The organism is Rhodococcus sp. AG1013 (genome assembly GCF_003350365.1).
Classification (GTDB): domain Bacteria; phylum Actinomycetota; class Actinomycetes; order Mycobacteriales; family Mycobacteriaceae; genus Prescottella.
This window is the reverse complement of record NZ_QQAT01000007.1, coordinates 125,435-147,356: the sequence shown is the minus strand read 5'-3', so window position 1 is coordinate 147,356 and position 21,922 is coordinate 125,435. Positions and strand designations below refer to the sequence as shown.

Sequence of the window (21,922 nt, the reverse complement as noted above, 5' to 3'; positions counted from 1 at the left end):
CCCGGTCACCGACCGTGCCGGGCCTTGAGCATCCACGCGGAGATCTTCATGTCCCGCGCGGACCGCTCGAGGGTCAGCAGGTTCAGTGGGGCCGAGAACTTCTGGACGGTCACGGCCTTGGGTCGGCTGAACTCGCGGAGGCCGTCGGCGCCGTGGATGCGGCCGAACCCGGACTCCCCGATGCCGCCGAACGGCAGCGACGGGATGCCCGCGAACCCGAGGACCGAGTTCACCGACACCATGCCGGTGCGCAGGCGGTCCGCGATGTCCTTTCCGCGGGAACGGTTTCCGGTGAACACCGACGCACCGAGGCCGTAGGACGTGGCGTTGGCGCGCTCGATGCCCTCCTCGAGGTCGCGCACCTTGTTGACCACGACGGTGGGCCCGAACGTCTCCTCGCACACGGCCGACGAGGATTCCGGGACGTCGGTGAGGATCACCGGATCGACGAATCGTTCGTGCACGGAGTCGATTCCGCCGATCACCGCGCGAGCGCCCTTGTCGAGGGCGTCGGCAATGTGGCCGCGTACGACGTCGACCTGGCGGGGCAGGGTCATCGGGCCGTACGTGTCCCCGTCCGTGCTGCCCGGACGGACGCGCTCGACCGCGGCGGTGAACTTGTCGAGGAACTGCCGGTACACCGGCTCGGCGACGTAGATGCGTTCGACGCCCGCGCACGTCTGGCCGGCATTGCCGAACGCGCCGAAGGCGGCGAACTCGACGGCCTTGTCCAGATCGGCATCCTCGGCGACCAGCATCGCGTCCTTGCCGCCGCACTCGGCCACCAAGGGGGTCAACGTCTCCGCGCACACCGCCATCACCTTGCGGGCGGTCGGGCCGGACCCGGTGAACGCGATCTTGTCGACCCCGGCCCGGCACAGGTCCGCGCCGGTGGCGCCCAGCCCCGTGATCACCTGCAGCACGGGCTGGGTCGGGGCGAGCGAGTTCCACTTGGCCTCGAGCCACTTGCCGACACCGGGGGTGAGCTCGCTGGGCTTGAACACGATCGCGTTGCCGGCGGCGAGGGCGTACGAGATCGAACCCATCGGCGTGTACACGGGGTAGTTCCACGGGCCGATGACGCCGACGACGCCCATCGGCTTGTAGCCGAGGGTGGCCGACTGGTTGGCGCTGACCAGTCCCGATGGCACCCGACGGGGCTTGAGGACCTTCTTGGCGTTGCGGGCGGCCCAGTCGAGATGCTCGACGGCGAGCATCACCTCGAGGAGCGCGTCGTCGTGCGGCTTGCCGGTCTCTGCGGACACGACCTGCGCGAGACCGTCGGCGTCCGAGGCGATCGCCTTCTTGAACTCGAGCAGCCAGTCGCGGCGTCCACGGAACCCCTGTGCTTCCCACCAGCGGGCCGCGCCGTGTGCTCGCTCGACGGCCGCGCGCACGTCGGCCGCGTTCGCGACGGGGTATTCGGCGAGCACCTGGCCGGTGCGGGGATCGAGGCTCTCGAACGCCGTGGGTGCGTCGGTGGGGGATGGAGAAGCAGGTAAACCGGGTGCCGCGTCGCTCGAAGACAGTTCTCGGGTCATGTCGGGCTTCCTCCAAGGGATCGCATCAAATATATTTGATGTGATTTACTGTGGTGACGCTCACACTATTCGGCGCGGCCGGTGCCGACAACCCCCACGCGCGGCGTCCACGCCCGGCCCGGACCGCACGGATCGCGGTTCACTCGATTCTTCGCAGGCAGGAGCACATCAATGACGATCGACTTCACCGCCGAGCAACAGGATTTCGCGCAGGCAGTGGCCGCGTTCTGTCGCAAGGAATGCGGTACCCGTGAACAGCGTGACGCCCTCACCGGACGCGGCGAGCACAACCACAACCAGGACCTCTACCTCAAGATGGCGGCGCTGGGGTGGCTCGGTGTCACGGTCCCCGAGGAGTACGGCGGATCCGCCGGCACCGCGGTCGACATGTGCATCCTGCTCGAGCAGGCCGCCCGCGGCATGGCGCCGATCGGCGGTATCGGGCCCACCCTCATCACCGGCGCCGCGTACGAGAAGTTCGGGACGCCCGCGCAGAAGGAGGCGGTGCTCGGGGGCATCGTCCGCGGGGCGTCCGAGTCGATCTCGATGTCCGAGCCCGAGGCCGGTTCCGACGTCGGCAACCTCAGCTGCCGGGCCGAGAAGGTGTCCGACGGCTGGCTGATCAACGGGCAGAAGACGTGGTGCTCCAACGCGCACTTCGCCGAGAACATCCTGCTGGTGGCGCGCACCGATCGCAGCGGCTCCAAGCATGAGGGGCTCACGATGTTCCACCTGCCGGCGGACACCCCGGGACTGAAGATCAGCGGCATCGAGACGATGGGCGGCAAGGAGGTCAACGACCTGTACCTCACCGACGTCCTGCTGCCCGACGACGCCGTGGTCGGCGAGGTGGGCCGCGGGTGGACGCAGTTGATGACCGGACTCAACATCGAACGGCTGATCCTCGGCGCCATGATGCTCGGCACGGCGCAGCGGGCGTTCGACGACGCGCTCGAATTCATCACGCAGCGAAAGCAGTTCGGCCGACCGGTGGGGACGTTCCAGGCGCTGCGGCACCGCATCGCGGACCTCGCCACCGAGATCGAGTGCACCCGGCTGCTGGTGTACAGCACGGCGCGGCTGATCGACGCGAACCCGACGAAGCTGTTCCCGCGCGAGGCGTCGATGGTGAAGCTCAAGGCCACCGAGACCGCGAAGAAGGTGGCGCTCGAGGGCATGCAGATGATGGGCGGCTACGGGTACGCCACCGAGTTCGACATGGAGGGTCACGTTCGCAAGACGCTGGTGTCGTCGATCTACGGTGGCACCAACGAGATCCAGCGCGACATCATCGGCAAGACGTACGGGTTGTAGGAGCCGATCGTGGTTGCACCGGTACGTCCGACGCGGCCGCTGCGTCGGACACAACTCTCGGACGACGTGGCGGCGCATCTGCGCGGCGCCGTGATGTCGGGGCGATTGCGGCCCGGCGAGTTCGTGCGACTCGACGAGACCGCAGCCGAACTCGGGGTGAGCGTCACACCGGTGCGCGAGGCCCTGCTGACCCTGCGCGGCGAGGGCATGGTCGAGTCGGTGCCCAACCGTGGCTACGTCGTCTCACGTCTGGCGCCGGAGGACGTGCACGACATCTTCTGGCTGCAGGGGCAGATCACCGTGGAGCTGGCGGTGCGTGCATCCAGGTCCGCGGGGACCGAGGACCTGACCCGGCTCGGGGAACTCAACGACGTGCTGCGTGACGCCGTGACACTCGCGGACCCGGACCGGATCGCGGACGCGGAGTACGAGTTCCACCGCGAGCTGTGCCGCATCGCGGGCGGACCGAAGCTGGCGTGGTTCCTGCTCAACGCCGCGCGGTACACGCCCTACCGGCTGTACGCGGCGGATCCGGCATGGGGTGAGCTGGCGGTGCGATCCCACACGAGTCTGATCGAGGCGATCCGTGTCCACGATCGGGACGCGGTAGTGCGCCACACCCGCATCCAGTTCGACGATGCGGCCGAGCGGCTGGTCGCGCACCTGGGGCGAGCGGGGATCTGGACATGACCGCGGGATCGAATCCGGTTGCTGTGGAGAGCAACTCGACTGGGAAGGGGGGCCATGCGATGGCCACCGAGACCGCTGGCCGACAGACCGGGATCCGGGCGGGGGAGCCGCCGGCCGGCACGGTCGACCTGGCCGACTTCGTCGGGGAGTCCATGCTGCTGATCGGGGCGGGGGCGACCGTCCTGCTGCAGCTGGCGCTGCCAGGCGTGGGGCACGGCGTCGCCGAGCACAGCACGACGCTCGAACGACCGCTGGACCGACTGCGCACCACGATGACGTACGTGTACGCCGTCACGCTCGGCACGCCCGAGGAGAAGCAGGCTGTGGTCCGGTTGGTGAACCGGGCACACGTCCCGGTGCGATCCGAACGCTACAACGCGTTCGATCCGGAGCTACAGCTATGGGTGGCGGCGACGCTGTACCGCAACGGCTCCGACATGTACTCGCGGTTCTTCGGTGCCCCCTCGGATGCCGACGCGGAGCGGCTGTACCGGCAGTCCGCGGTGTACGGCACCGCATTGCAGGTCGGGGACGACATGTGGCCGGCCACCCGCGCCGAGTTCGATGCCTACTGGGACCGGATGATCGCGTCGGCCGAGGTGGACGACCAGGTGCGAGCGTACGTGCGGGGCCTGCTCTCCGGTGGCAGGGCGCCGCTGCCGGTGCGGCTGGCGATGCCGCTGCAGCGGTTCTTCACGATCGGATTGCTGCCGTCCCGGATCCGTGACCAGTTCGAGCTGCCGTGGAGCCCACGCGATCAGCGCCGCTTCGACCGGTTCATGGCGGTCCTGCCCGTCGTCTACCGGCGAGTTCCGCGGCCGATCCGCCAGATCACCGCCACGTACTACCTGCGGGACATGCGCCGGCGCCTCGCGGCGCACCGGCATCTCATCTAGGTCCGTGGACTAGCCCCAGAAATCGGCCTTCGTGTAGTCGGAGAGCGGCGAGAATCCCAGGCCGCGCAGCCCCGCCGCCTCGCAGGCGCGCTTGAACTCGTCAGTGCAGACCAGCTCATGGCCGACGTCGGTGCAGATGAAGGCTGCCGCCTCGGGAACGCGCGCCTCCGCGATCTCGAACCTGGCCACGGATTCGAACCTCGGCGCGTCCGGGATGTTGCGATTGCGGGGCGCCTTACCGCCGGCAGTGTCGAACTCGAACTCGAGCTCGACGTCGGATGCCGCTACGTCGATCACCGACGCCCACTCGCCCCAGCGCAGGTAGCTGTAGCGCTTCGTCGTCGGCACCCCGCCGGACTGCAGCACTCGCACGGGCACCGACACGAGTCGGAGCCCGAAGCCGCGGCAGATCCGCACGAACTCCTCCGATGCGAGCCAGTTCACGCCCCAGTAGTCGACGTCGATCCGCCGATTCGTGGTGACGAGCTCGTAGTCCGACTCGGTCGGAGACTCGGCGGGCTCGGGATCGAACGCGTCCCAGTACCACGGCCGGTTGAGTTTCCCCTTGAGGATCGGCGGGCAACCCGGCTCCCCCGCAACGTACTCGACGATCCACAGCACCATGCCCTCATTCTGTACTGATGCCCGCGGTCGCTGTGGGTCGGAGACGGTGGAGATCGACGGTCACAGCGCGACGTCGCGCTTGGGCCCGAACCAGCAGTGCTCGCCGACGTCGAAGACGAGCTTGCCCTTGTCACCACATGGAGTCGAGCTGAGCGCGGAGCGACAGGAGGTTCCGTGCCCGCTGCAGGGCCGGCAGGTCGCTCCCGTTCTCGATGCCGCTTCCGGATGCCCCCAGCCGCGCGACGACCTGCTCGGCCCACGTGACCTCGTCGTCGGTGGGGCTGAGCGCGTCGTTCGTGATCGACGCCTGTTCAGGGCGCAGACACAGCTTTCCGGTCATGCCCATCTCGGCGGTGATTGCGGCGTCGGCGAGGATGCGTGTGGGGTCGGTGGACAGACACGGCCCGTCGATCGGCGCCGCGATGTCGGCGAGCCGGCTCGCGATCACCAGCTGGGACCGGGCGTGGGCGAGGGCGAGGGGAGTGTCGGCGATGCCCGTGTCTCGGCGGAAGTCGCCGCGCCCGAAGGCGAGACGGACGACGTGCGGGGACGCGGCGATCTCTGCGGCCCGGGCGATGCCGCGCGCGGATTCGACGAGTGCGATCAGGGGAACGGCGCCGCCGAGCGCGTCGGCCGTCGCCGCTACCTCGTCGGGTGATTCGGATTTGGCGAGCACGACACCCTCGACACCCTCGAGATCGTGCAGCGATTCCAGATCATCTCGCCAGGACGGCGACGTTCGGCTGTTGATCCGGAGCCATCCACGACGGTGCCGAAGCCATTCACGTGCGACGACTCGCGCCGCCGCCTTACCCGACGGGGGAACGCCGTCCTCGAGGTCCAGGACGACGACGTCGGCGGGGGACTTCGCGGCGCGGTCCAGTTCCTCGCTGCTCCTGGCCGGAACGAGCAGCCAGGAGCGCGCGATGGCGGCGCGGGTGGGTGTGACGGTCGAGTTCACGGGTTCCTTCGGGTGCGGCGGGAGACGTCGGTGGCGGGACGTCGGTACGTGGCTCGGCTGCCGGAAACGGCGTACACGGCTGTGGTGGAAGCGCTCACCCTCACGGGCGGGCTCCGAGATTGCCCGTGGCTTTGCCTATCCGCCAGTAGATTCCGCCTCCGATCATGCCTCCGTCCACGGGTAGGTCGGCGGCGTTGACGAACGAGGAATCCGGTCCGAGAAGGAAGAGCGCAGCCGCCGCGAGCTCAGCAGGGTGGGCGCCACGGTCCAGCAGCGTCGCGTCCCGGTTTCCGTCGTGCAGCAGTCGCGCGGTGTCCAGGTCGTGAACGGCATTCGCAGAGTTCATCATCGGTGTCTCGACGAGACCGGGGCAGATACAGTTCACGCGGATGTTCCGTGGCGCAAGTTCGAGCGCGCTCGCCTTGGTGAGTCCGCGGAGCCCCCACTTGCTGGCGGTGTAGGCGGCGCTGAAGTACCCGGTCAGACCTGCGGTGGAGGAGATGTTGACGATCGCCCCTCCGTCCTCCAGCAGGGGTGCGAGGGTGCGGATTCCGAGGTAGGCGCCGGTGAGGTTGATGCCCATGACCCGATCCCACTCGGGGAGGGTCGTCTCCGAGAGAGTCTTGCGGAGAGTGATGCCGGCGTTGTTGACGAGACCGGCGAGCGGTACCCCGCAATCACGTACCGCATCGGCGACGGTCTCCCATCCGCTCTCGGTGGCGACGTCGGCGACGATCGTGTTCAGGAGCCTTCTACCGTCGCCGACCTGCTCGATCAGGTCCACCCACCAGTGCGAGTCCTCCGGATGGACGTCCACCGCGTGTACATGTGCACCCGCCGCGGTCAGGGCGACGACCTCGGCGGCGCCCTGACCGCGTGCTCCGCCGGTGACGACGACCGATTTCCCAGTCCAGTAGCTCAGCGAATCGTCCTTCATGCCTTGGTTACTCCGCCGTCGACCAGGAAGGTCTGGCCGGTGACGTACGACGAGGTATCGGACGAGAGGTGCAGCATCATCTGTGCGATCTCGGCGGGCTCACCCATGCGGCGCAGGGGCGTCTTGCCCACGTAGGACTCGTAGTTGACGGGGTCTGCGTGCATCCAGGAACTCATGGGTGTCCGGATGTAGCCGGGAGCGATCGCGTTCACGCGGATACCGAGCGGACCCCACTCGAGGGCCAGGCACGAGGTCAGATGGACGACTGCAGCTTTCGCGGCGGCGTAATCGGTGCAGTTGGGCCGAGCCTTGAGTGCGGCGTAGCTCGAGAGATTCACGATGGACCCGCCGCCGTTGTCGACCATGACGCGGGCGGCAGCCTGTGCACCGAAGAACGTGCCCGTCAGATTGATCGCGATCGTCTTGTTCCACGATTCGAGGTCCATGTCGAACGCGGGCATCCGCGCCATGAATCCGGCGTTGTTGATCCAGGCGTCGATCTTGCCGTGGTCGTCGGCGATCCGGTCCACCGCGTCGGCGATCTGATCGGTGTCGGCGATGTCGACGGTCATGTGGTGGACGTCCGGCCGCTGCGGTTGCGTCTGCCCTGCAGCGAGATCGAGCCCGATCACGACGGCGCCCTGCTGCGCGAAGGCATCGACGGCAGCCGTACCGATTCCGCCGCCTGCGCCGGTGACGACGACGACCTTGCCTCGCAGATCCGGGTACACGGCGATCGGAGCGGTGTCGTGGGAAGTGGTGAGGTTCATGCGGCTTCCTTCTTGTTCGAGAGGTTCGTGCGGCCGATCATCTGTAGCGGAACCTTGGCCGTCTCGCGGATGATCGCCGCCGCAGCGACGGCGAGCAGTCCGAGGGCCATCACGTAGACCGAGTAGATCCAGGACATGTCGATCGAGGCCAGCCACGTGTTCAAGTAGGGGGCAGTACCGCCGAAGACCGCGACCGACAGCGACGTGATCAAGCCGACGCCACGAGCGCGCGCGGAGGTGGGAAGCTGTTCGGCGATCAACGCGGGGAAGATCGAGGCCAGTAGCGACCAGACCAGCAAGCCGAGCAGTTGAGAGGCGAACAGCGTCCAGGGCGCCGAGCCGAGGATCAGGTTGACTGGGATCACGACGACGAACACGCCGACGCCGTAGATCGCGAGCATCGGACGTCGACCCCAGCGGTCGGCCATCATGCCGCACAGCGGCAGCCAGAGGATGCAGACGAGTTGTGCCAGCAGGCTGGCGACATACGCTCCGTTGGGATCCATGCCCTTCGTCGCGATCGCGGTCGCGGGTGCGAAGGTCACCCACGTGTAGTACGTGGCGTTGGATGCCGCGCCGATCATGATGATTCTGGCGCCGATCCCGAGGAAGTCCCGGGTGCTGAGCGCGGTAGCGGGGTCGTCCGTGGTCTTCGACGATTCCTCGAAGACGTCGGACTCGGCGGCATTGCGGCGCAGGAACAAGGCGTAGACACCGAGGATGCCGCCCACCGCGAATCCGACACGCCAGCCCCAACTCTGCATGTCGTCCTTGCCGATCGCCGCGGTCAGGCCGGCCGCGAGCGCGGTGGCGGCCATGACGCCGATCGTCACGCTCACGAACACCGAACTCGACCACAGCCCTCGGCGTTCGGGCGGTGCGATCTCGGCGACGTAGGTGTAGCTGACACCGCTCTCGCCGCCGTGCGCGAGTCCCTGGGTGAGGCGCAGGACGAGCAGGAACAGCGAGGCCAAGGGGCCGACCTGTTCGTAGGTCGGTACGAGAGCGATCAGGAGACTGGTGAGTGCCAGCAGCGACATCGTGGTCACCAGCGTGAACTTGCGTCCCTTGCGGTCCCCGATCTGGCCGAAGAGCCACCCGCCGACCGGCCTCGCCACGAACCCGCCGGCGAAGACCGCGAGCGTCGACAGCAGCGCCGACGTCGGATTGTCGGAGTTGAAGAGATTCGCGGCGAGATACACCGAGAAGGTGCCGTAGAGGGTCCAGTCGAACCACTCGAGCGCATTGCCAACGGCGGCCGCACGCAAGGACTTGCGACGTGCGCTCGCGCTGAGGGTTCCGGGCGGGCTATCGATGAGAGTCATGGGTGGAGTCCTTCGCGGACAACGGCTCCGGCCGGTGTCGGGTGGGTGCGAGATGCTGCAGGAACCAGTCGGCGGCAGCCGTGCTCGTCTGCTCGAAATGGTCGGTGTACACCGAGTAGTGCCCGCCGGGGACGAGGAGAAGATCCTTGGGCGGATGTGCGGCGTTGAACGCGTCCAGTTGGAGATCGGTCGGGGTGAGGCCGTCGGCGTCGGCCACGATCATGAGCAGCGGCGTGGTGCCGATCCTGCGGACGAAGGTGCCCGGCTCGTACTGCCGGGCGAGTTCGATCGAGCGCAGCGTGATCTCGTTGCGCCAGGACGGGCAGCGGGCCGCCTCGGATGTCATGTACTCGTACGAGTCGCGCTGGGGGTAGGCCACCGGCGCATCGGGATCGGCGCTGACCGTCTGGATCGTCTGCGGTGGGGCGCCGGCGAAGCGTGCCTCGCGATCGGCCTCCAGGCGTTCCTGGAGGAGTGCGGCCTTCTCGTATGGAGAGCGTCGCAGACCTGCCTCGTATCCGCTGATCGTCGGCACCTGAGCGACGACGCACTTGACCCGCCGGTCGACCGCGGCGACGACGAGTGCATGTCCGCCGCTGTAACTGCTTCCCCAGACGCCGATCCGGTCTCGATCGATCTCTGGACGGGAGCGAGCGAACGAGATCGCGCACCGGAAGTCCTCGATCTGGCGGGCAGGATCGATCTCTTGGCGGGGCTGTCCCTCGCTCAGCCCGAGGTTCCGGAAGTCGAATGTCAGCACGGCCAGGCCCCGACTGGCCACGATCGCGGCGTAGTCCTCGAGGTCGCCACCGGTGACCATCGACCACCCGTGACCCATCACAACGGCGGGTAGAGGAGCCGAATGGCCGGCGGGGACGTACAGCGTCCCGCGAACAAGATCACCTTGTACGGAAAACTCGATTGATTCTCTGGCCCCATCGAATGTGTCTGCGGGGAACGATCTGGTAATCACTGCATCTACCTCGTAACATCGCTTCAAGCTTCCTGTCGGAGCACGACGCTATCGGTGATCCAGTTCACTGATCAACGAGCGGTTTCCGATCGATTGATCGGCTAATCCGATGAAAGGGTGTTCGGGTGAACCTGCGCTGGCTCGACTGCTTCTTTGCCCTCGCGAAGGAGCTCCATTTCGGTAGGGCAGCGGCAACGTTGTTCATCGGGCAGTCGACGCTCTCCGAGTCGATTCGGAACCTCGAGGATCACCTCGGCGGCAGACTCTTCGACAGGAGTAGTCGTAGAGTCGAGCTGTCCGACTTCGGCCGTAGAGCTCTCGAATCCCTCCAGCCCGTATGCCTGGAGCTGGTGTCCACGGTCGACCGTTGCCGCGCCATGAACAGCGGCGAGAAGGTCCCCTTCACGATTGGCTTCCTCGGGGGCGGGTTGTACGAGCTGCATCAGCCGTTCGTCCGCGAGTTCGCGGAGGAGTTTCCGGAGGTAGCGCTGTCGTTCACCGAGCTGAACTATCGGACGCACTTCTCGGCGCTGGCTGACGGTGATGTCGACCTCGCCATTTGCCGGCTGCCTCTCGGGGCTTCCGGACTGACCAGTGGTCCCGTCGTCCTCCGGGACCAGCGTGTCCTGTGCGTTCAGTCCGGGCATCCGCTGGCAGAGCGCACGCTCGTCGACCCGGAGGAACTCGCGGAGCTGAAGATGTGCCGGATTCCACCGGAATCGACAGATGTCGGCTGGCAGGACTATCACTTCCCTCGGACGACCCCGAGCGGCACACCGATCGCCTCGGGCCCGACGATCACCACGATCCGCGAAGGGATAGCCGCTGTCAGCGCGGGGGAGGGCAGCCTGATGATCACGAAGCGGGCGGTCGACTACTACGGGACGCCGAACGTCGACTTCGTGGCCATCGATCTTCCCTCGATGCCCTCGGCCCTGGTCCGACGTACCAACGACCATCGGCCGATCCTGGCGAAGGTGGATGCGCTGCTCTACAAGATCGCACAGCGGTTCGGAACCGCACCGGTGCCCGACGTCGGTGTCGGGTACGAGAGCGCGGGCGCTGTGTGACCCACGGTCAGAGCGCGACGTCGCGTTCGAGCCCGAACCAGAAGTGCTCGCCGCCGTCGAAGACGAGCGTGCCCTTGCCGTTCATGACGCCGATGACGGTGTCGTCGTCGACCTTCTTGAAGTGGTCGAACACCGGCATGCCGTCGTAGACCATGGTCGCGGTGACCTCGCCGCGGAAGACCACCTCCCACAGACTGGCCTCACCGTGTCCGGTTCCGATGTCGGAGAACAGCTGACCGTCGTCGCCGCGGCACAGCAGCGGCTGCACCTCCGACTCGCTCACGAACGCCTTGCCGTACCAATGCGCCCGCTCGAGCAGACCGCTCGTCCGGTGTCCTGTGTCGAAGGCGAATCCGCGCCAGCGGAATCCGATGAGATCGGCGGACTGGCACGGTTCGAGGCGGGCCCAGAGCGCGTCGAGTTCACGCGGGTCGATCCGATCGGTGCGGGCTTTCAGTTTCGCCACGTCGTCCTGCACGGTCATGATCAGCCTCCTGTGTCTTCTCCTGCGTGATCCGGTGCGACGTTCGCCTCGCCGAACAGTGTTGCCAGCATCAGCGTTCGGACTCGGAGTTCGTTGCCCGGGGTCGGGTCGAAGTGCATCACCCGGCCCACGTCGAGCACAAGGCTCAGCGCGGCATGGACGAGGAAGCGGCACTCGGTCGCCGAAAGTTCGGTTCGGGTCTCGCCGAGGAGTCGGGCCCACTCCTCGATGTTGAGACGCTGCACGTTGCGCAGTTCGGTGCGCTGCGCGGACGGCAGACTGCCGATCTCGGCGAAGTACACGCTCATCAACTCGCTCTGGGCGAACGACAGCCGGACGTACACCGCGACCAGTGCCCGCAGGGCCTCCTGCGGAGTCGTGGACTCGCCGAGCGCGGTGCTGACGGCGACCGTCAGTCGGTCCGCGGCACGATGGAACGCTGCGGCCAGCAGATCGGACTTGCCGGCGAAGTGTCGGTACACGCCCGAGGCGTTGATGCCTGCGGCACTGCCGATCTCCTCGATGCTCACCTCGTGGTAGCCGCGGGCGTGGAAGAGCACGATGGCCTCGTTGAGTAACACCTCCCGCTTGTTGGACAGCGGAATGCCGGGCGCTCTGGTCGATGCGGCTGTCGGCTCTGCGGGTGGGGGCAACTCGACACGGGACACGGTCCGGCAGGCGTCCAGGAGGAGTCGCTCGAGACGTTTCGGGGGCAGGTTCGACCGATGCACCGTGATGCTGCCGATGACGCTGAGCAGCGCAACGCAGATCTGCACGTCGTCGCGCTGCGGAAGATCCGGACGCAGTTCGGCGAGGGTGGCACCTATCCGGCGGTTGACGCTCTCGATCGTGGCGCGGATGCACTCCCGGTCGCCGGTGTCGAGATACCGGCTCTCCCAACGGTAGAGACCCGCGGTGCGTCGGTTGGCGACGGTGGTGCGAATCGCGGCCAGGATCTGTCCGTCGAGGCGTTCGGCGGCGGTCGCGGCCGGCGTATCGGCGTCGTCGGTGATCGCACCCTCGAGCGCGGTCGCGAGATCGGTCGCGGCATGCAGGAACAGTGCGTACTTGTTCGGAAAGTGGCGATACAGCGCGGGCCCGGAAATTCCTACCGCCGAAGCAATTTCGTCGACGCTGACGCCGTGATACCCGCGCTCGCTGAAGGCCTCGGCCGCGACCGTGGCGATCTGAGCTCTCCGGTTCTTGGGCCTGCGCCGGATCTCCGTCCGTTCCGCCACCCGAACCTCCTGACAAGTGGGGGACTGGTGTCGGCAGCATAGCGCAGCGGTGAGCCCCCGTATCCGACTTCATGATCGTTTGTCCGACCGGAGATTAGCGCGAATCCTGCTGCGCATCAGTGGTTGACAATCGATCCGCCCGACACGAAAGTTAACGCCGATTCTTATTGCGGTCCCGGAACCTGACGGTCCGCGGGTGACCATCGGCGACATTTCGACGTGCGACGAGCCGGTTCGGCGCATGATCGACGGAACTGAGTCGGCCATCGGCGTCCGGCTCGCACACTCACTCGACGAGGGGTACGGGTATGACCACGACGACAGGCAGCGGCCTGCAGCGGGCACTGTGCGATTCGGTCCTGGAACTGACCATCGCGCGGCCCCAACGGATGAACGCCGTGGACATGCCCACGATGCGCGATCTCGGTGCCGCCATCCGTGCCGCCGGCAGAGATCCGGACGTGCGTTCGATTCTCATCACCGGTGCCGGTAGCGCGTTCTGCACGGGGGCGGATCTGGCTGCGACCGTGTCGGATCCGGCGGATCCCGAGATCATCATGGACGTCGCCAACGAGGTGATCCGGGCCATCGTCGAGGTGCCGGTTCCGGTCGTCGCGGCGGTCAACGGGCCGGCCGCGGGGGTCGGGGTCTCGATGGCGCTCGCAGCCGACCTCACGTACGCGGCGGACAGCGCGTACTTCCTGCTCGCCTTCGTCGGTATCGGGCTGATGCCGGACGGGGGATCGAGCGTGCTGGTTCCGGCCGCGATCGGCCGGGCGAAGGCCGCAGAGATGGCGCTGCTCGGTGAGCGGGTACCCGCAGCCGATGCCGACCGGTTGGGCCTGGTGTCCCGCACGCTGCCGGACGACGAGCTCGTGGCGCACGCCCGCGCTGTCGCGGCCCGGCTCGCGTCGGGGCCGCGCCGCGCGCTCGAACTCACCAAGAGGGCGCTCGCGGCGGGCACACTGGCTGTGTTGGACGACGCACTCGAACGGGAGAAGGCCGGTCAGTCGGAGCTTCTCGCGTCGGCGGATTTCGCCGAGGGGGCCGCCGCGATGCTGCAGAAGCGACGTCCCCAGTTTCCCTGACTAGTGGAATTTGGTCTACTTTTCGACCGCTTTCCCTCTCGGGACGCCGTCGGACGATCGTCCGATAAGAGCTGGTGAACGGCCATTCCGGCGGAACGTGCGGGCGTGACGGTCCTGGCCGACACACCTTGGCGTGGACCGAGAATATCGATTAACAAAGTTGCTCACCGAAACCGCTCATAACATGTAATCTGCCTCACATCGAACCACGGGTCCGGTCAGGTCGGGAGGACCCGCCACGCACGAGAGGAACCCTCGATGGTCACTTCCGCTGCTGTGCCCGCCGCCTCGCTCGAGGCGCAACGGTCCCGTCGCACCAACTGGAACAACCAGGTTGCACGCCACGCCCGCATGATCCCGGAGCGCGAGGCGCTGCGCTTCCAGGGCGCCTCGATCACGTGGTCCACGCTGCACGATCGGGTCGAGAAGCTCGCGGACGCGCTGTCGCGTCGTGGCGTCGGCTTCGGGGACCGGGTCCTGATCCTCATGCTGAATCGTCCGGAGTACCTCGAGGCGGTGCTCGCCACCAATGCGCTCGGGGCGATCGCGGTGCCGGTGAACTTCCGCATGACCGTCCCCGAGGTCGCATATCTCGTCCGGGACAGCGGCTCAGGCGCGGTGATCACCGATACGACGTTGGCGCCACTCGCCGCTGCGGTCCGGGCGGAGACCGGCGGGCTGGACCTGATCGTCACGGTCGGCGCCGGCTCGGAAGGAGGCGTGCTCGGGTACGAGGATCTCGTGGCGGAGGCCGGGGAACATCGTGCCGTGCTGGATGTTCCTGACGACACCCCGGCGCTCATCATGTACACGTCGGGCACTACTGGGCGTCCCAAGGGTGCGGTGCTCACGCACAGCAACATGGAGGCGCAGGCCCTCACCTGCATTCGCGCCTTCCAGTTGAACCGCGCCGACGATATCGGGTTCTGTGCGTCCCCGATGTTCCACATCGCCGCACTGGGGTCGATGGCGCCGAGTCTGATGCTGGGCCTGACCACCGTGATCTACCCGGTCGGTGCGTTCGATCCGAACACGCTGCTCGACGTCCTCGAGGAGGAGCAGGTCACCACGCTGTTCCTGGTGCCCGTCCAGTGGCAGGCCGTCTGTGCGATTCAGCAGGTACAGCCGCGAAAGCTGAAGCTGCGCGGTATTTCCTGGGGCGCGGCCCCCGCATCGGACACCGTACTGCGGGCCATGGCCGAGACCTTCCCGGACGCGTCGAACGTTGCGGTGTTCGGGCAGACCGAGATGTCGCCGATCACCTGCGTGCTCGACGGTGAGGACGCACTCCGCAAGCTGGGCTCGGTGGGCCGGGTGATCCCGACCGTCCAGGCCCGGGTCGTCGACGACGACATGAACGACGTCGCGCCCGGCGAGGTCGGGGAGATCGTCTACCGCGGGCCGACGATGATGCTCGAGTACTGGCAGAACCCGGCGGCCACCGCGGATGCGTTCCACGGCGGGTGGTTCCACTCGGGAGACCTCGTGCGCATGGACGACGAGGGTTTCGTCTACGTGGTCGACCGCAAGAAGGACATGATCATCTCCGGCGGAGAGAACATCTACTGCGCCGAGGTGGAGAACGCGCTGTTCGCGCATCCGAAGATCCAGGAGGCGGCCGTGATCGGCCGCCCGGACCCCAAGTGGGGCGAGATTCCGGTGGCGGTGATCGCCTTGCGGCCGGACGCCGGCGGAAGCCTCACGCTCGCCGAACTGCAGCCGTTCCTCGACGAGCAGCTGGCCCGCTACAAGCACCCGAAGGCGGTCGTGTGCGTGGAGGCGTTGCCGCGCAACGCGAGTGGCAAGGTCGTCAAGGGCGACCTGCGGGGCGGGGCGGCCGCCGTCGTGCAGGGCTGACGGCGCAGCCGACCGCGCGGGGGGCCGCAGCGGTCTCGGGTTCGACACGGAACTGGGGAGGGCCGGCGAATGACGTACGAGTTACCCACCGCCAAGGGGCCGATGCAGGACGTCGCCCTCCAGAGCGGGTACCTCATCGGTTTCTCCGTGCAGGCTCTCGTCGCGCTCGTGCGGGCGCTGCTGCGCGGGCGACTCTCGCTCGGGGAGACAGTGACTCAGACGCTGTTCATCGGCCGCGTGAGTACCGGTCCCTCTCTGCTGCTGATGATTCCGATCGGGGTGTTCGTCGCGGTGTCGGTCGGTGAGTTGGCGGGGAGGATCGGCGCCGGCGGGTACTCCGGCGCGGTGGTGGCGTTCATCATCGTGGGACAGGCGTCGGCACTGGTGTGTGCACTGATGATGGCCGGGGTGGCCGGATCGGCTATCTGTACGGACTTGGGCTCGAGGAAGATTCGCGAAGAGATCGACGCGATGGAGGTCATGGGGATCGACGTGCTCGAGCGGCTCGTCGCGCCCCGTCTGGTCGCGGCTGTCGTGGTGTCGCTCGCGCTGTGCGCGATGGTCACCTTCGGCGGCGTGATGGCCTGCTACCTCTACCACATCTACGTCCAGCACCTGCCGGCCGGAACGTTCATGGCGACCTTCAGTCAGTACGGCCGCATGTCGGACTTCGTGATGGCGCTTGTGAAGGCCGCGATCTTCGCGCTCGCCTCGACGCTCGTCGCGACCTTCAAGGGTTTGCACGCCAAGGGCGGACCCCGTGGGGTCGCGGACGCGGTCAACGAGGCCGTGGTGATCGCGTTCGCGCTCGTGTTCATCGTGAACACCGCGCTGTCGGCGCTGTACACGGTGATCGTCCCGGCAGTGGGAGCGTACTGATGGTCGGCTTCGACACCAGGGTGCGATTACGCCGGGCCGTCCGGCCGGTATCCGCCGTGCTCGACGGTCTCGCCGATGTGGGCCGACACGTCACGTTCTTCTACCGCACCCTCGTCTCGCTGCCGTACGCGGCGACGCGGTATCGCAAGCACGTCCTCACTCAGATCAGCGAGGTCAGCTTCGGCACCAACTCGGTGCTGGCGGGCGGCGGGACGATCGGGATCGTGTTCGCGATGTCCCTCGCCGCTGCGATGATGCTCGGTGTCGAGACCCACCGTGGCCTCGAACTCATCGGCATGACAACACTTTCGGGGATGCTTTCGGCCATAGCGAACACCCGCGAACTCGCGCCGGTGGTGGTCGCGATCGCGCTGGCCGCCAAGGTGGGGACCGGATTCACCGCGCAGCTGGGCGCGATGCGGATCTCCGACGAGATCGACGCCCTCGACTCGATGGCGGTGCGGTCGATCCCGTTCCTCGCCGGCACCCGGGTGCTGGCCGCGATGGTGTGCGTCCTGCCGATCTTCATGATCGGTCTGCTCGCCAGCTACCTGTCGACGCGACTGGTGATCGTGTTCTGGGGCGGGGCCTCGGCGGGCAATTACGACTACTTCTTCCACCTGGCGTTGTCGCCGACCGATCTCGTGTACTCGGCGCTCAAGGCCATCGTGTTCGCGGGCGTCGTCGCCCTCGTGCACTGCTCGTACGGCTACTTCGCGTCGGGCGGCCCCGCCGGGGTGGGGCAGGCCGCCGGACGCGCGCTCCGGACCGCGATCCTCGCGATCGGCATCCTCGATGTGCTCATGACGTTCGCGCTCTGGGGCCTGGTGCCCACGATCCCCGGAATGGGGGTCTGACGTGGACGTGTACAGCCGTCGCCGAACAGCCTTCCTCGTGCGCGGCGCGATCGCTGTCCTGGTCGCAGTGGTCGCCGGCACCGCCATGGTGTTGCGGGGAACCGGTCAGTTGCACCGCGACCCGGAGGTGGTCGTCGCGATCCCGGCGTCGGCGGGACTCGTCAGCGGGGAGGCGCCCGTCCGCTACAGCGGGGTCAACGTCGGCCGCATCTCGGGGATCGAGCCGGGCACCGAGTCGTCGGTCGTCCGGCTGCAGCTCGACGCCGACGCCATCGGACTGATCCCGGCGACCGTCACGGCCCGGGTGGTACCCCGCACGTTTTTCGGGGACATCTACATACAGCTCGTCGACGATCCGGGGCCCCCGGCGCTGTCGGAGACGAGCCTGTCCGACGGCGACGAGGTGCGCGTCGACTCCGGGCCGGAGGCGGTGGCGCTGTACGGCGTCTACACCAGGCTCGTCGACGTCCTGGACCGGATGCAACCGCAGAAGATGCAGGTGGCCCTGTCGGCGCTGTCGCAGGCCCTGGACGGACGCGGCGAGACGGTGGGCCGGATCATCGGCCAGCTCGACGCCGCGTCGCGGACGCTCGCCCCGGCCGCAGAGACGTTCCTCGACGCGACCCCCGAGTTCCGGGCGGTGCTGCAGGCGTTGGACACCGCGACCCCGGACGTCGTCGCGACGCTGTCGTCGGCGGCGTCGGTGTCCAGGAGTCTGGTCGACAACGCGGATTCTCTGTCCGAAAGTCTCTCGGCAGCCGCGAGTTTCGCGCCCGTCCTGGCCGGATTCCTCGGTGGGCAGCGGGACCGGATCGTCACGGTCGTCGATTCGACCGGCGTGATTCTCGCGACCACCGCGGCGGACCCGACCGGGCTCGTCGACACGCTCGAGGGGGCGCGAACCTTCGGCGCGGCCGGTGCGCGGGTGTTCTCCACCGGCCACTTCGACATCACCGCCGTGCCGACGTTCGCGGATCCCATGCCCTACACGGCTGCCGACTGTCCTTCCTACGGCGCGCTGGCCGGGGCGTGTGGGCCCGTCGGCGTCGACGGCGGCGCCGACGAGCAGCAGGCGCTGCAGGTGCTGCAGGATCGGTTGCTCGGCGCGACAGCGGATTCGGAGCCTGCGCAGAGTCCGGTGTCCACGCTCATGCTGGGCCCCCTGGTGCGCGGAACCGAGGTGCAGATCCGATGAAGGTGGCCTGGGTTCCGCTCGCGAAGGTGATCGGCTTCTGCGCGGTGGGTGTCGTGTGCGCCTCGTTGGTTGCGAACACGCTGTCGGTCCCGGTGCACGGTGCCACCGAGCGATACACCGTCGAGTTCACCGATGTCGAAGGTCTCAACCAGGGCAATCCGGTGACGATGTCCGGGGTCCGGGTCGGCCGGGTCGACTCCATCGAGTTCGCCGACGCGGGCGGTGGCACCAGCAAGGCCGTCGTCGGGATCGAGGTGTCGTCGGACTATCCCCTCGACCGGAACGTCACCGCGGCCGTGCGGTACGGCGACATGCTCGGTGCCCGGTACCTCGCGCTCACCCCACCGCCGGGCGGCGCCGTCGAGGCGGTCGCGGCCGGTACGTCGTCGGAGGCACTGGCGCCGGGTGGCGTCGTCCCCCTCGAGCGGACCACACCGCCGGTCGACCTCACCGCCCTGATGAACGGATTCGCGCCGCTGTTCGACGCACTCGACCCCGCCGAGGTCAATGCGCTGACCCGCGGCTTCGTGGAGACCTTCGACGGCGGTGGGGCGACGGTCGCGACGCTGCTCGACCGGATCGGGACCCTCACCACCGATCTCGCGAACCGCCGGGGTGTGTTCGAGGAACTGCTGTCGAACATGAGCACCCTGATGGGATCGGTGAACTCGCGCCAACTGCAACTCGAGGAACTCGTCACCGGTCTGCGTGATCTGAGCACCTCGGTGGCCGGCAGCAACGATCAACTGGCGGCCTTGTTGGACAACGGGAATCGCGCGGTGGCGTCGCTCGCGGACGCCCTCACGCACTCGCAGGGCGCGTTCGGCAGTTCGATCACCGACCTCACATCGGTCACCGATGCCTGGATCGCGGACACCGATGCGTTCGAACGCTTCGTCGCACAGATGCCCCAGTTCGCGGATGGGGTGAACCGGATCAGCAGCTACGGCGGGTTCGTCAGCCTCTACCTGTGCAACTTCGTCCTGAAGGTCGGCGACGTGGAGGCCAACATCTTCGGTACCACCCATTCGGAGGTGTGCCGATGATGTTCCCCGTCCGGATCATCGACGTCGTCGTCGGGGTGTGGCTGTTCGTCTTCCGTGGTGAGCGCCGCCCCGGTGCGGGCACTCCGCTGGCGCTGGGCACCGTCGGCATCGTGCTGTTGGTGGCCGGTCTCGCGGCGGCGATCGGCATACCCAAGGTGTGGTACCTGGCCCGGACCAGCCCGTACACGGCCGAACTGGCCAATGCCAGCGGCCTGTCCGGCGGCGACCCTGTCTACGTCGCGGGCGTGCCCGCCGGACGCGTCGAGGGCATCGACCTCGCGGGTGATCATGTGCGCGTGGACTTCCGGCTCGACAACGGACAACCGCTCGGGAACCGGACCACCGCCACCGTGCGGCTGAAGACGGTGCTCGGCAAGCGGTACCTCGAGGTGGTCCCTGCCGGAATTGTCGACGAGGCTGCGTCCGACGGGGCGGCGGCGAACCTCATCCCGCTCGCCCGGACCACCGTGCCGTACAGCCTCGACGACATCAGCCGGGACGCCACCGATGCGGCGACTCGGATCGACGCGAAGTCGTTGGAGGCGATGATGACGACGCTGTCCGAAGTGATGCCGGACGACCCCGAGCAGCTCGGCAAGGCTCTCGCGGGTATCAGCGGAGCGTCCGCGGTCGTCGCGCAGAACGCCGAGCAGATCGACCAGTTGCTGACCATGTCGCGCTCGCTGTCGGATCTGGCCGTCCGACAGAGCGACTCGCTGACTGCGACGGTGGCGAACGCACAGACCATCGTCCGCACCCTGGCGGTGCGCAAGGAGGTGCTCACCCGGTTGGTCCAGAATCTCCGGTCCGTGCTGTCCACCCTCGCGACCACCTACACCGAACACGAGGAGGAGTTCGGGGAGATGACCACCAACCTGGTCGAGGTGACGGACACGTTGCAACGCAACGCCGATCACATCGACCAGATCCTGACCCGGCTGCCGCGGGCACTGCGCGCGGCCACCGACGCGACGGGCAACGGATCGTGGACCGACGTCACCGCCCCCGCCGCCGTGGTCCCCGATAACATGCTGTGCATGCTCGGCGTGATGCAGGGCTGCCGATGAGTGCCCCCCACCGACGGATCTCCGGCCGGATCGTGCTCGCGCTGGTCGTGGTGATCACGGTGGCGGCCGGCGCCTGGTTCGTGTTCGCGGGGACCGACCGCACGAAGACCGTGCACGTCGACTTCGCGTACGTCAACGGTCTCTACCCGGGCAGCGACGTGACGGTGCTCGGGGTACCTGTCGGCACGGTCACCACAGTGGAACCGCTGGGTACCCACGTCCGGGTGACGGCGTCGGTGCCCGACACCGTCGACCTGCCGGCGGACGCGCACGCGTACGTGCTCAACCCCTCGGTGATCAGCGATCGGCACCTCGAGTTCGGCCCGGCCTACCGCGGCGGCCCGAAACTCGAGGACGGTGCGGAGATACCGCTCGAGCGCAGCCACGCACCGATCGACTTCGACGGCCTGATGGGCAGCCTCAGCACGCTCACCGAGGCGCTGGGACCGGACGGAGGCGACGCGGGCGAGCTGCTGTCGCGGGCCGCGACCGGGATGAGCGGTCGCGGTGACGACTTCAACCGTGCGGTCCGGAACCTCGGCGCCGCAACGGGTGTCGTGGGCGCGCGCAGTGAAGACATCGGAGCCGTGGTCGAGAACCTGAACACGCTCATGGTCCAGCTCGACGAGCGGCAGGTGAGCCTCGACGCGCTGGTGTCCGACCTGGCTGCGCTCGGCGACGAATGGGCGGCCCAGGACCTCGACATCTCCCAGCCGCTGCAGGATCTGGCGACCGTCTTCGACCAGATCGACCGCTTCACCGCTGAACACGGCGACCACGTGGGGGTGATCTCGCAGAACATGGCGACCCTCGGTGACGCGCTCGCCGCGAATCGGCCGGGCCTGGCCGAGTTCATGGACCTGGTGCCGCTGCTGATGCAGAACCTGTCGAAGACCGTCGGACCCGACGACCGCGGCCGGATCCGGCTCGACATCTCCACCGCGCTCACCCAGTTCGCGGTTGCGCAGCCCCTGTGCGAGCAGTACCCGATGCCGCTGTGCACGGGCGCCGGCTTCACCAATCCGATCTCCTTCCCGATCAGCGCATCCGACCCGTTGGGTCTGGCCACGCTGCTCTCGGGAGGTTCCGCGCCGATCGGGGGGAACTGAT

Annotated in this window: 21 protein-coding genes; 12 read left to right on the top strand and 9 right to left on the bottom strand. The window is 67.7% G+C overall.

The window, feature by feature from the left end:
- Nucleotides 1-5 precede the first annotated feature (5 nt).
- Complete coding sequence (locus DEU38_RS11630; RefSeq protein ID WP_114721253.1) at nucleotides 6-1,541, bottom strand: aldehyde dehydrogenase family protein; 1,536 nt, start codon at nucleotides 1,539-1,541, stop codon at nucleotides 6-8.
- A gap of 171 nt (nucleotides 1,542-1,712) precedes the next feature.
- Between DEU38_RS11630 and DEU38_RS11625 the strand changes: the two genes are divergently transcribed.
- Genes DEU38_RS11625 through DEU38_RS11615 form a run of 3 tightly spaced genes read left to right on the top strand, consistent with a single transcriptional unit; the run spans nucleotide 1,713 to nucleotide 4,441 of the window.
- Nucleotides 1,713-2,855 (top strand): acyl-CoA dehydrogenase family protein, encoded by a 1,143-nt coding sequence (locus DEU38_RS11625; protein WP_114721251.1) that lies wholly within the window; start codon nucleotides 1,713-1,715, stop codon nucleotides 2,853-2,855.
- 9 nt (nucleotides 2,856-2,864) lie between these two features.
- Entirely contained in the window at nucleotides 2,865-3,545 is a 681-nt protein-coding gene (locus DEU38_RS11620; protein WP_114721249.1) for a GntR family transcriptional regulator, read from the top strand.
- Nucleotides 3,546-3,604: 59 nt separating this feature from the next.
- Nucleotides 3,605-4,441 (top strand): oxygenase MpaB family protein, encoded by an 837-nt coding sequence (locus DEU38_RS11615; RefSeq protein ID WP_258557826.1) that lies wholly within the window; start codon nucleotides 3,605-3,607, stop codon nucleotides 4,439-4,441.
- A gap of 9 nt (nucleotides 4,442-4,450) precedes the next feature.
- Here the strand turns inward: DEU38_RS11615 and DEU38_RS11610 are convergent, their stop codons facing one another.
- The 6 genes from DEU38_RS11610 to DEU38_RS11585 form a co-directional block, all read right to left on the bottom strand.
- Nucleotides 4,451-5,065: a hypothetical protein gene (locus tag DEU38_RS11610; protein WP_114721247.1), complete on the bottom strand. Its 615-nt coding sequence runs from the start codon at nucleotides 5,063-5,065 to the stop codon at nucleotides 4,451-4,453.
- A gap of 130 nt (nucleotides 5,066-5,195) precedes the next feature.
- Nucleotides 5,196-6,026: a CoA ester lyase gene (locus DEU38_RS11605; protein WP_114721245.1), complete on the bottom strand. Its 831-nt coding sequence runs from the start codon at nucleotides 6,024-6,026 to the stop codon at nucleotides 5,196-5,198.
- Between the two features lie 100 nt (nucleotides 6,027-6,126).
- Entirely contained in the window at nucleotides 6,127-6,963 is an 837-nt protein-coding gene (locus DEU38_RS11600) for an SDR family NAD(P)-dependent oxidoreductase (protein ID WP_114721243.1), read from the bottom strand.
- Nucleotides 6,960-7,733 (bottom strand): SDR family NAD(P)-dependent oxidoreductase, encoded by a 774-nt coding sequence (locus DEU38_RS11595; protein WP_114721241.1) that lies wholly within the window; start codon nucleotides 7,731-7,733, stop codon nucleotides 6,960-6,962. The genes DEU38_RS11600 and DEU38_RS11595 overlap by 4 nt, the downstream gene beginning before the upstream one ends.
- A complete protein-coding gene (locus tag DEU38_RS11590; RefSeq protein WP_114721239.1) occupies nucleotides 7,730-9,058 on the bottom strand; it encodes an MFS transporter in 1,329 nt (442 codons plus the stop codon). Before DEU38_RS11590 ends, DEU38_RS11595 begins: the two co-directional genes overlap by 4 nt.
- Nucleotides 9,042-10,031: an alpha/beta hydrolase gene (locus tag DEU38_RS11585; RefSeq protein WP_114721237.1), complete on the bottom strand. Its 990-nt coding sequence runs from the start codon at nucleotides 10,029-10,031 to the stop codon at nucleotides 9,042-9,044. The genes DEU38_RS11590 and DEU38_RS11585 overlap by 17 nt, the downstream gene beginning before the upstream one ends.
- A 125-nt stretch (nucleotides 10,032-10,156) precedes the next feature.
- Between DEU38_RS11585 and DEU38_RS11580 the strand changes: the two genes are divergently transcribed.
- A complete protein-coding gene (locus DEU38_RS11580; RefSeq protein ID WP_114721235.1) occupies nucleotides 10,157-11,101 on the top strand; it encodes a LysR family transcriptional regulator in 945 nt (314 codons plus the stop codon).
- Nucleotides 11,102-11,108: 7 nt separating this feature from the next.
- Here the strand turns inward: DEU38_RS11580 and DEU38_RS11575 are convergent, their stop codons facing one another.
- Nucleotides 11,109-11,585, bottom strand: a complete 477-nt coding sequence (locus DEU38_RS11575; RefSeq protein WP_114721233.1) for a DUF4334 domain-containing protein — start codon at nucleotides 11,583-11,585, stop codon at nucleotides 11,109-11,111.
- Nucleotides 11,586-11,587: 2 nt separating this feature from the next.
- Nucleotides 11,588-12,823, bottom strand: a complete 1,236-nt coding sequence (locus tag DEU38_RS11570) for a TetR/AcrR family transcriptional regulator (RefSeq protein ID WP_258557825.1) — start codon at nucleotides 12,821-12,823, stop codon at nucleotides 11,588-11,590.
- 308 nt (nucleotides 12,824-13,131) lie between these two features.
- Here DEU38_RS11570 and DEU38_RS11565 point away from each other — a divergent pair, with 308 nt between their 5' ends.
- The 8 genes from DEU38_RS11565 (at nucleotide 13,132) to DEU38_RS11530 (ending at nucleotide 21,921) form a co-directional block, all read left to right on the top strand.
- Nucleotides 13,132-13,911, top strand: a complete 780-nt coding sequence (locus tag DEU38_RS11565; RefSeq protein WP_114721229.1) for an enoyl-CoA hydratase — start codon at nucleotides 13,132-13,134, stop codon at nucleotides 13,909-13,911.
- Nucleotides 13,912-14,169: 258 nt separating this feature from the next.
- The gene (fadD5, locus tag DEU38_RS11560; RefSeq protein ID WP_114721228.1) at nucleotides 14,170-15,768 is read left to right on the top strand and encodes a fatty-acid--CoA ligase FadD5; all 1,599 of its coding nucleotides are present in this window, start codon (nucleotides 14,170-14,172) and stop codon (nucleotides 15,766-15,768) included.
- A gap of 69 nt (nucleotides 15,769-15,837) precedes the next feature.
- Nucleotides 15,838-16,647, top strand: a complete 810-nt coding sequence (locus DEU38_RS11555) for an ABC transporter permease (protein WP_114721226.1) — start codon at nucleotides 15,838-15,840, stop codon at nucleotides 16,645-16,647.
- Nucleotides 16,647-17,504: an ABC transporter permease gene (locus tag DEU38_RS11550; RefSeq protein WP_114721224.1), complete on the top strand. Its 858-nt coding sequence runs from the start codon at nucleotides 16,647-16,649 to the stop codon at nucleotides 17,502-17,504. Before DEU38_RS11555 ends, DEU38_RS11550 begins: the two co-directional genes overlap by 1 nt.
- A gap of 1 nt (nucleotide 17,505) precedes the next feature.
- Nucleotides 17,506-18,699, top strand: a complete 1,194-nt coding sequence (locus DEU38_RS11545) for an MCE family protein (RefSeq protein WP_114721222.1) — start codon at nucleotides 17,506-17,508, stop codon at nucleotides 18,697-18,699.
- On the top strand, nucleotides 18,696-19,745 hold the full coding sequence (locus DEU38_RS11540; protein WP_114721220.1) for an MCE family protein: 1,050 nt from the start codon (nucleotides 18,696-18,698) through the stop codon (nucleotides 19,743-19,745). The genes DEU38_RS11545 and DEU38_RS11540 overlap by 4 nt, the downstream gene beginning before the upstream one ends.
- Entirely contained in the window at nucleotides 19,745-20,812 is a 1,068-nt protein-coding gene (locus DEU38_RS11535) for an MCE family protein (RefSeq protein ID WP_114721401.1), read from the top strand. The genes DEU38_RS11540 and DEU38_RS11535 overlap by 1 nt, the downstream gene beginning before the upstream one ends.
- Nucleotides 20,809-21,921, top strand: a complete 1,113-nt coding sequence (locus tag DEU38_RS11530) for an MCE family protein (RefSeq protein ID WP_114721219.1) — start codon at nucleotides 20,809-20,811, stop codon at nucleotides 21,919-21,921. Before DEU38_RS11535 ends, DEU38_RS11530 begins: the two co-directional genes overlap by 4 nt.
- The last annotated feature ends 1 nt before the right edge of the window (nucleotide 21,922 follow it).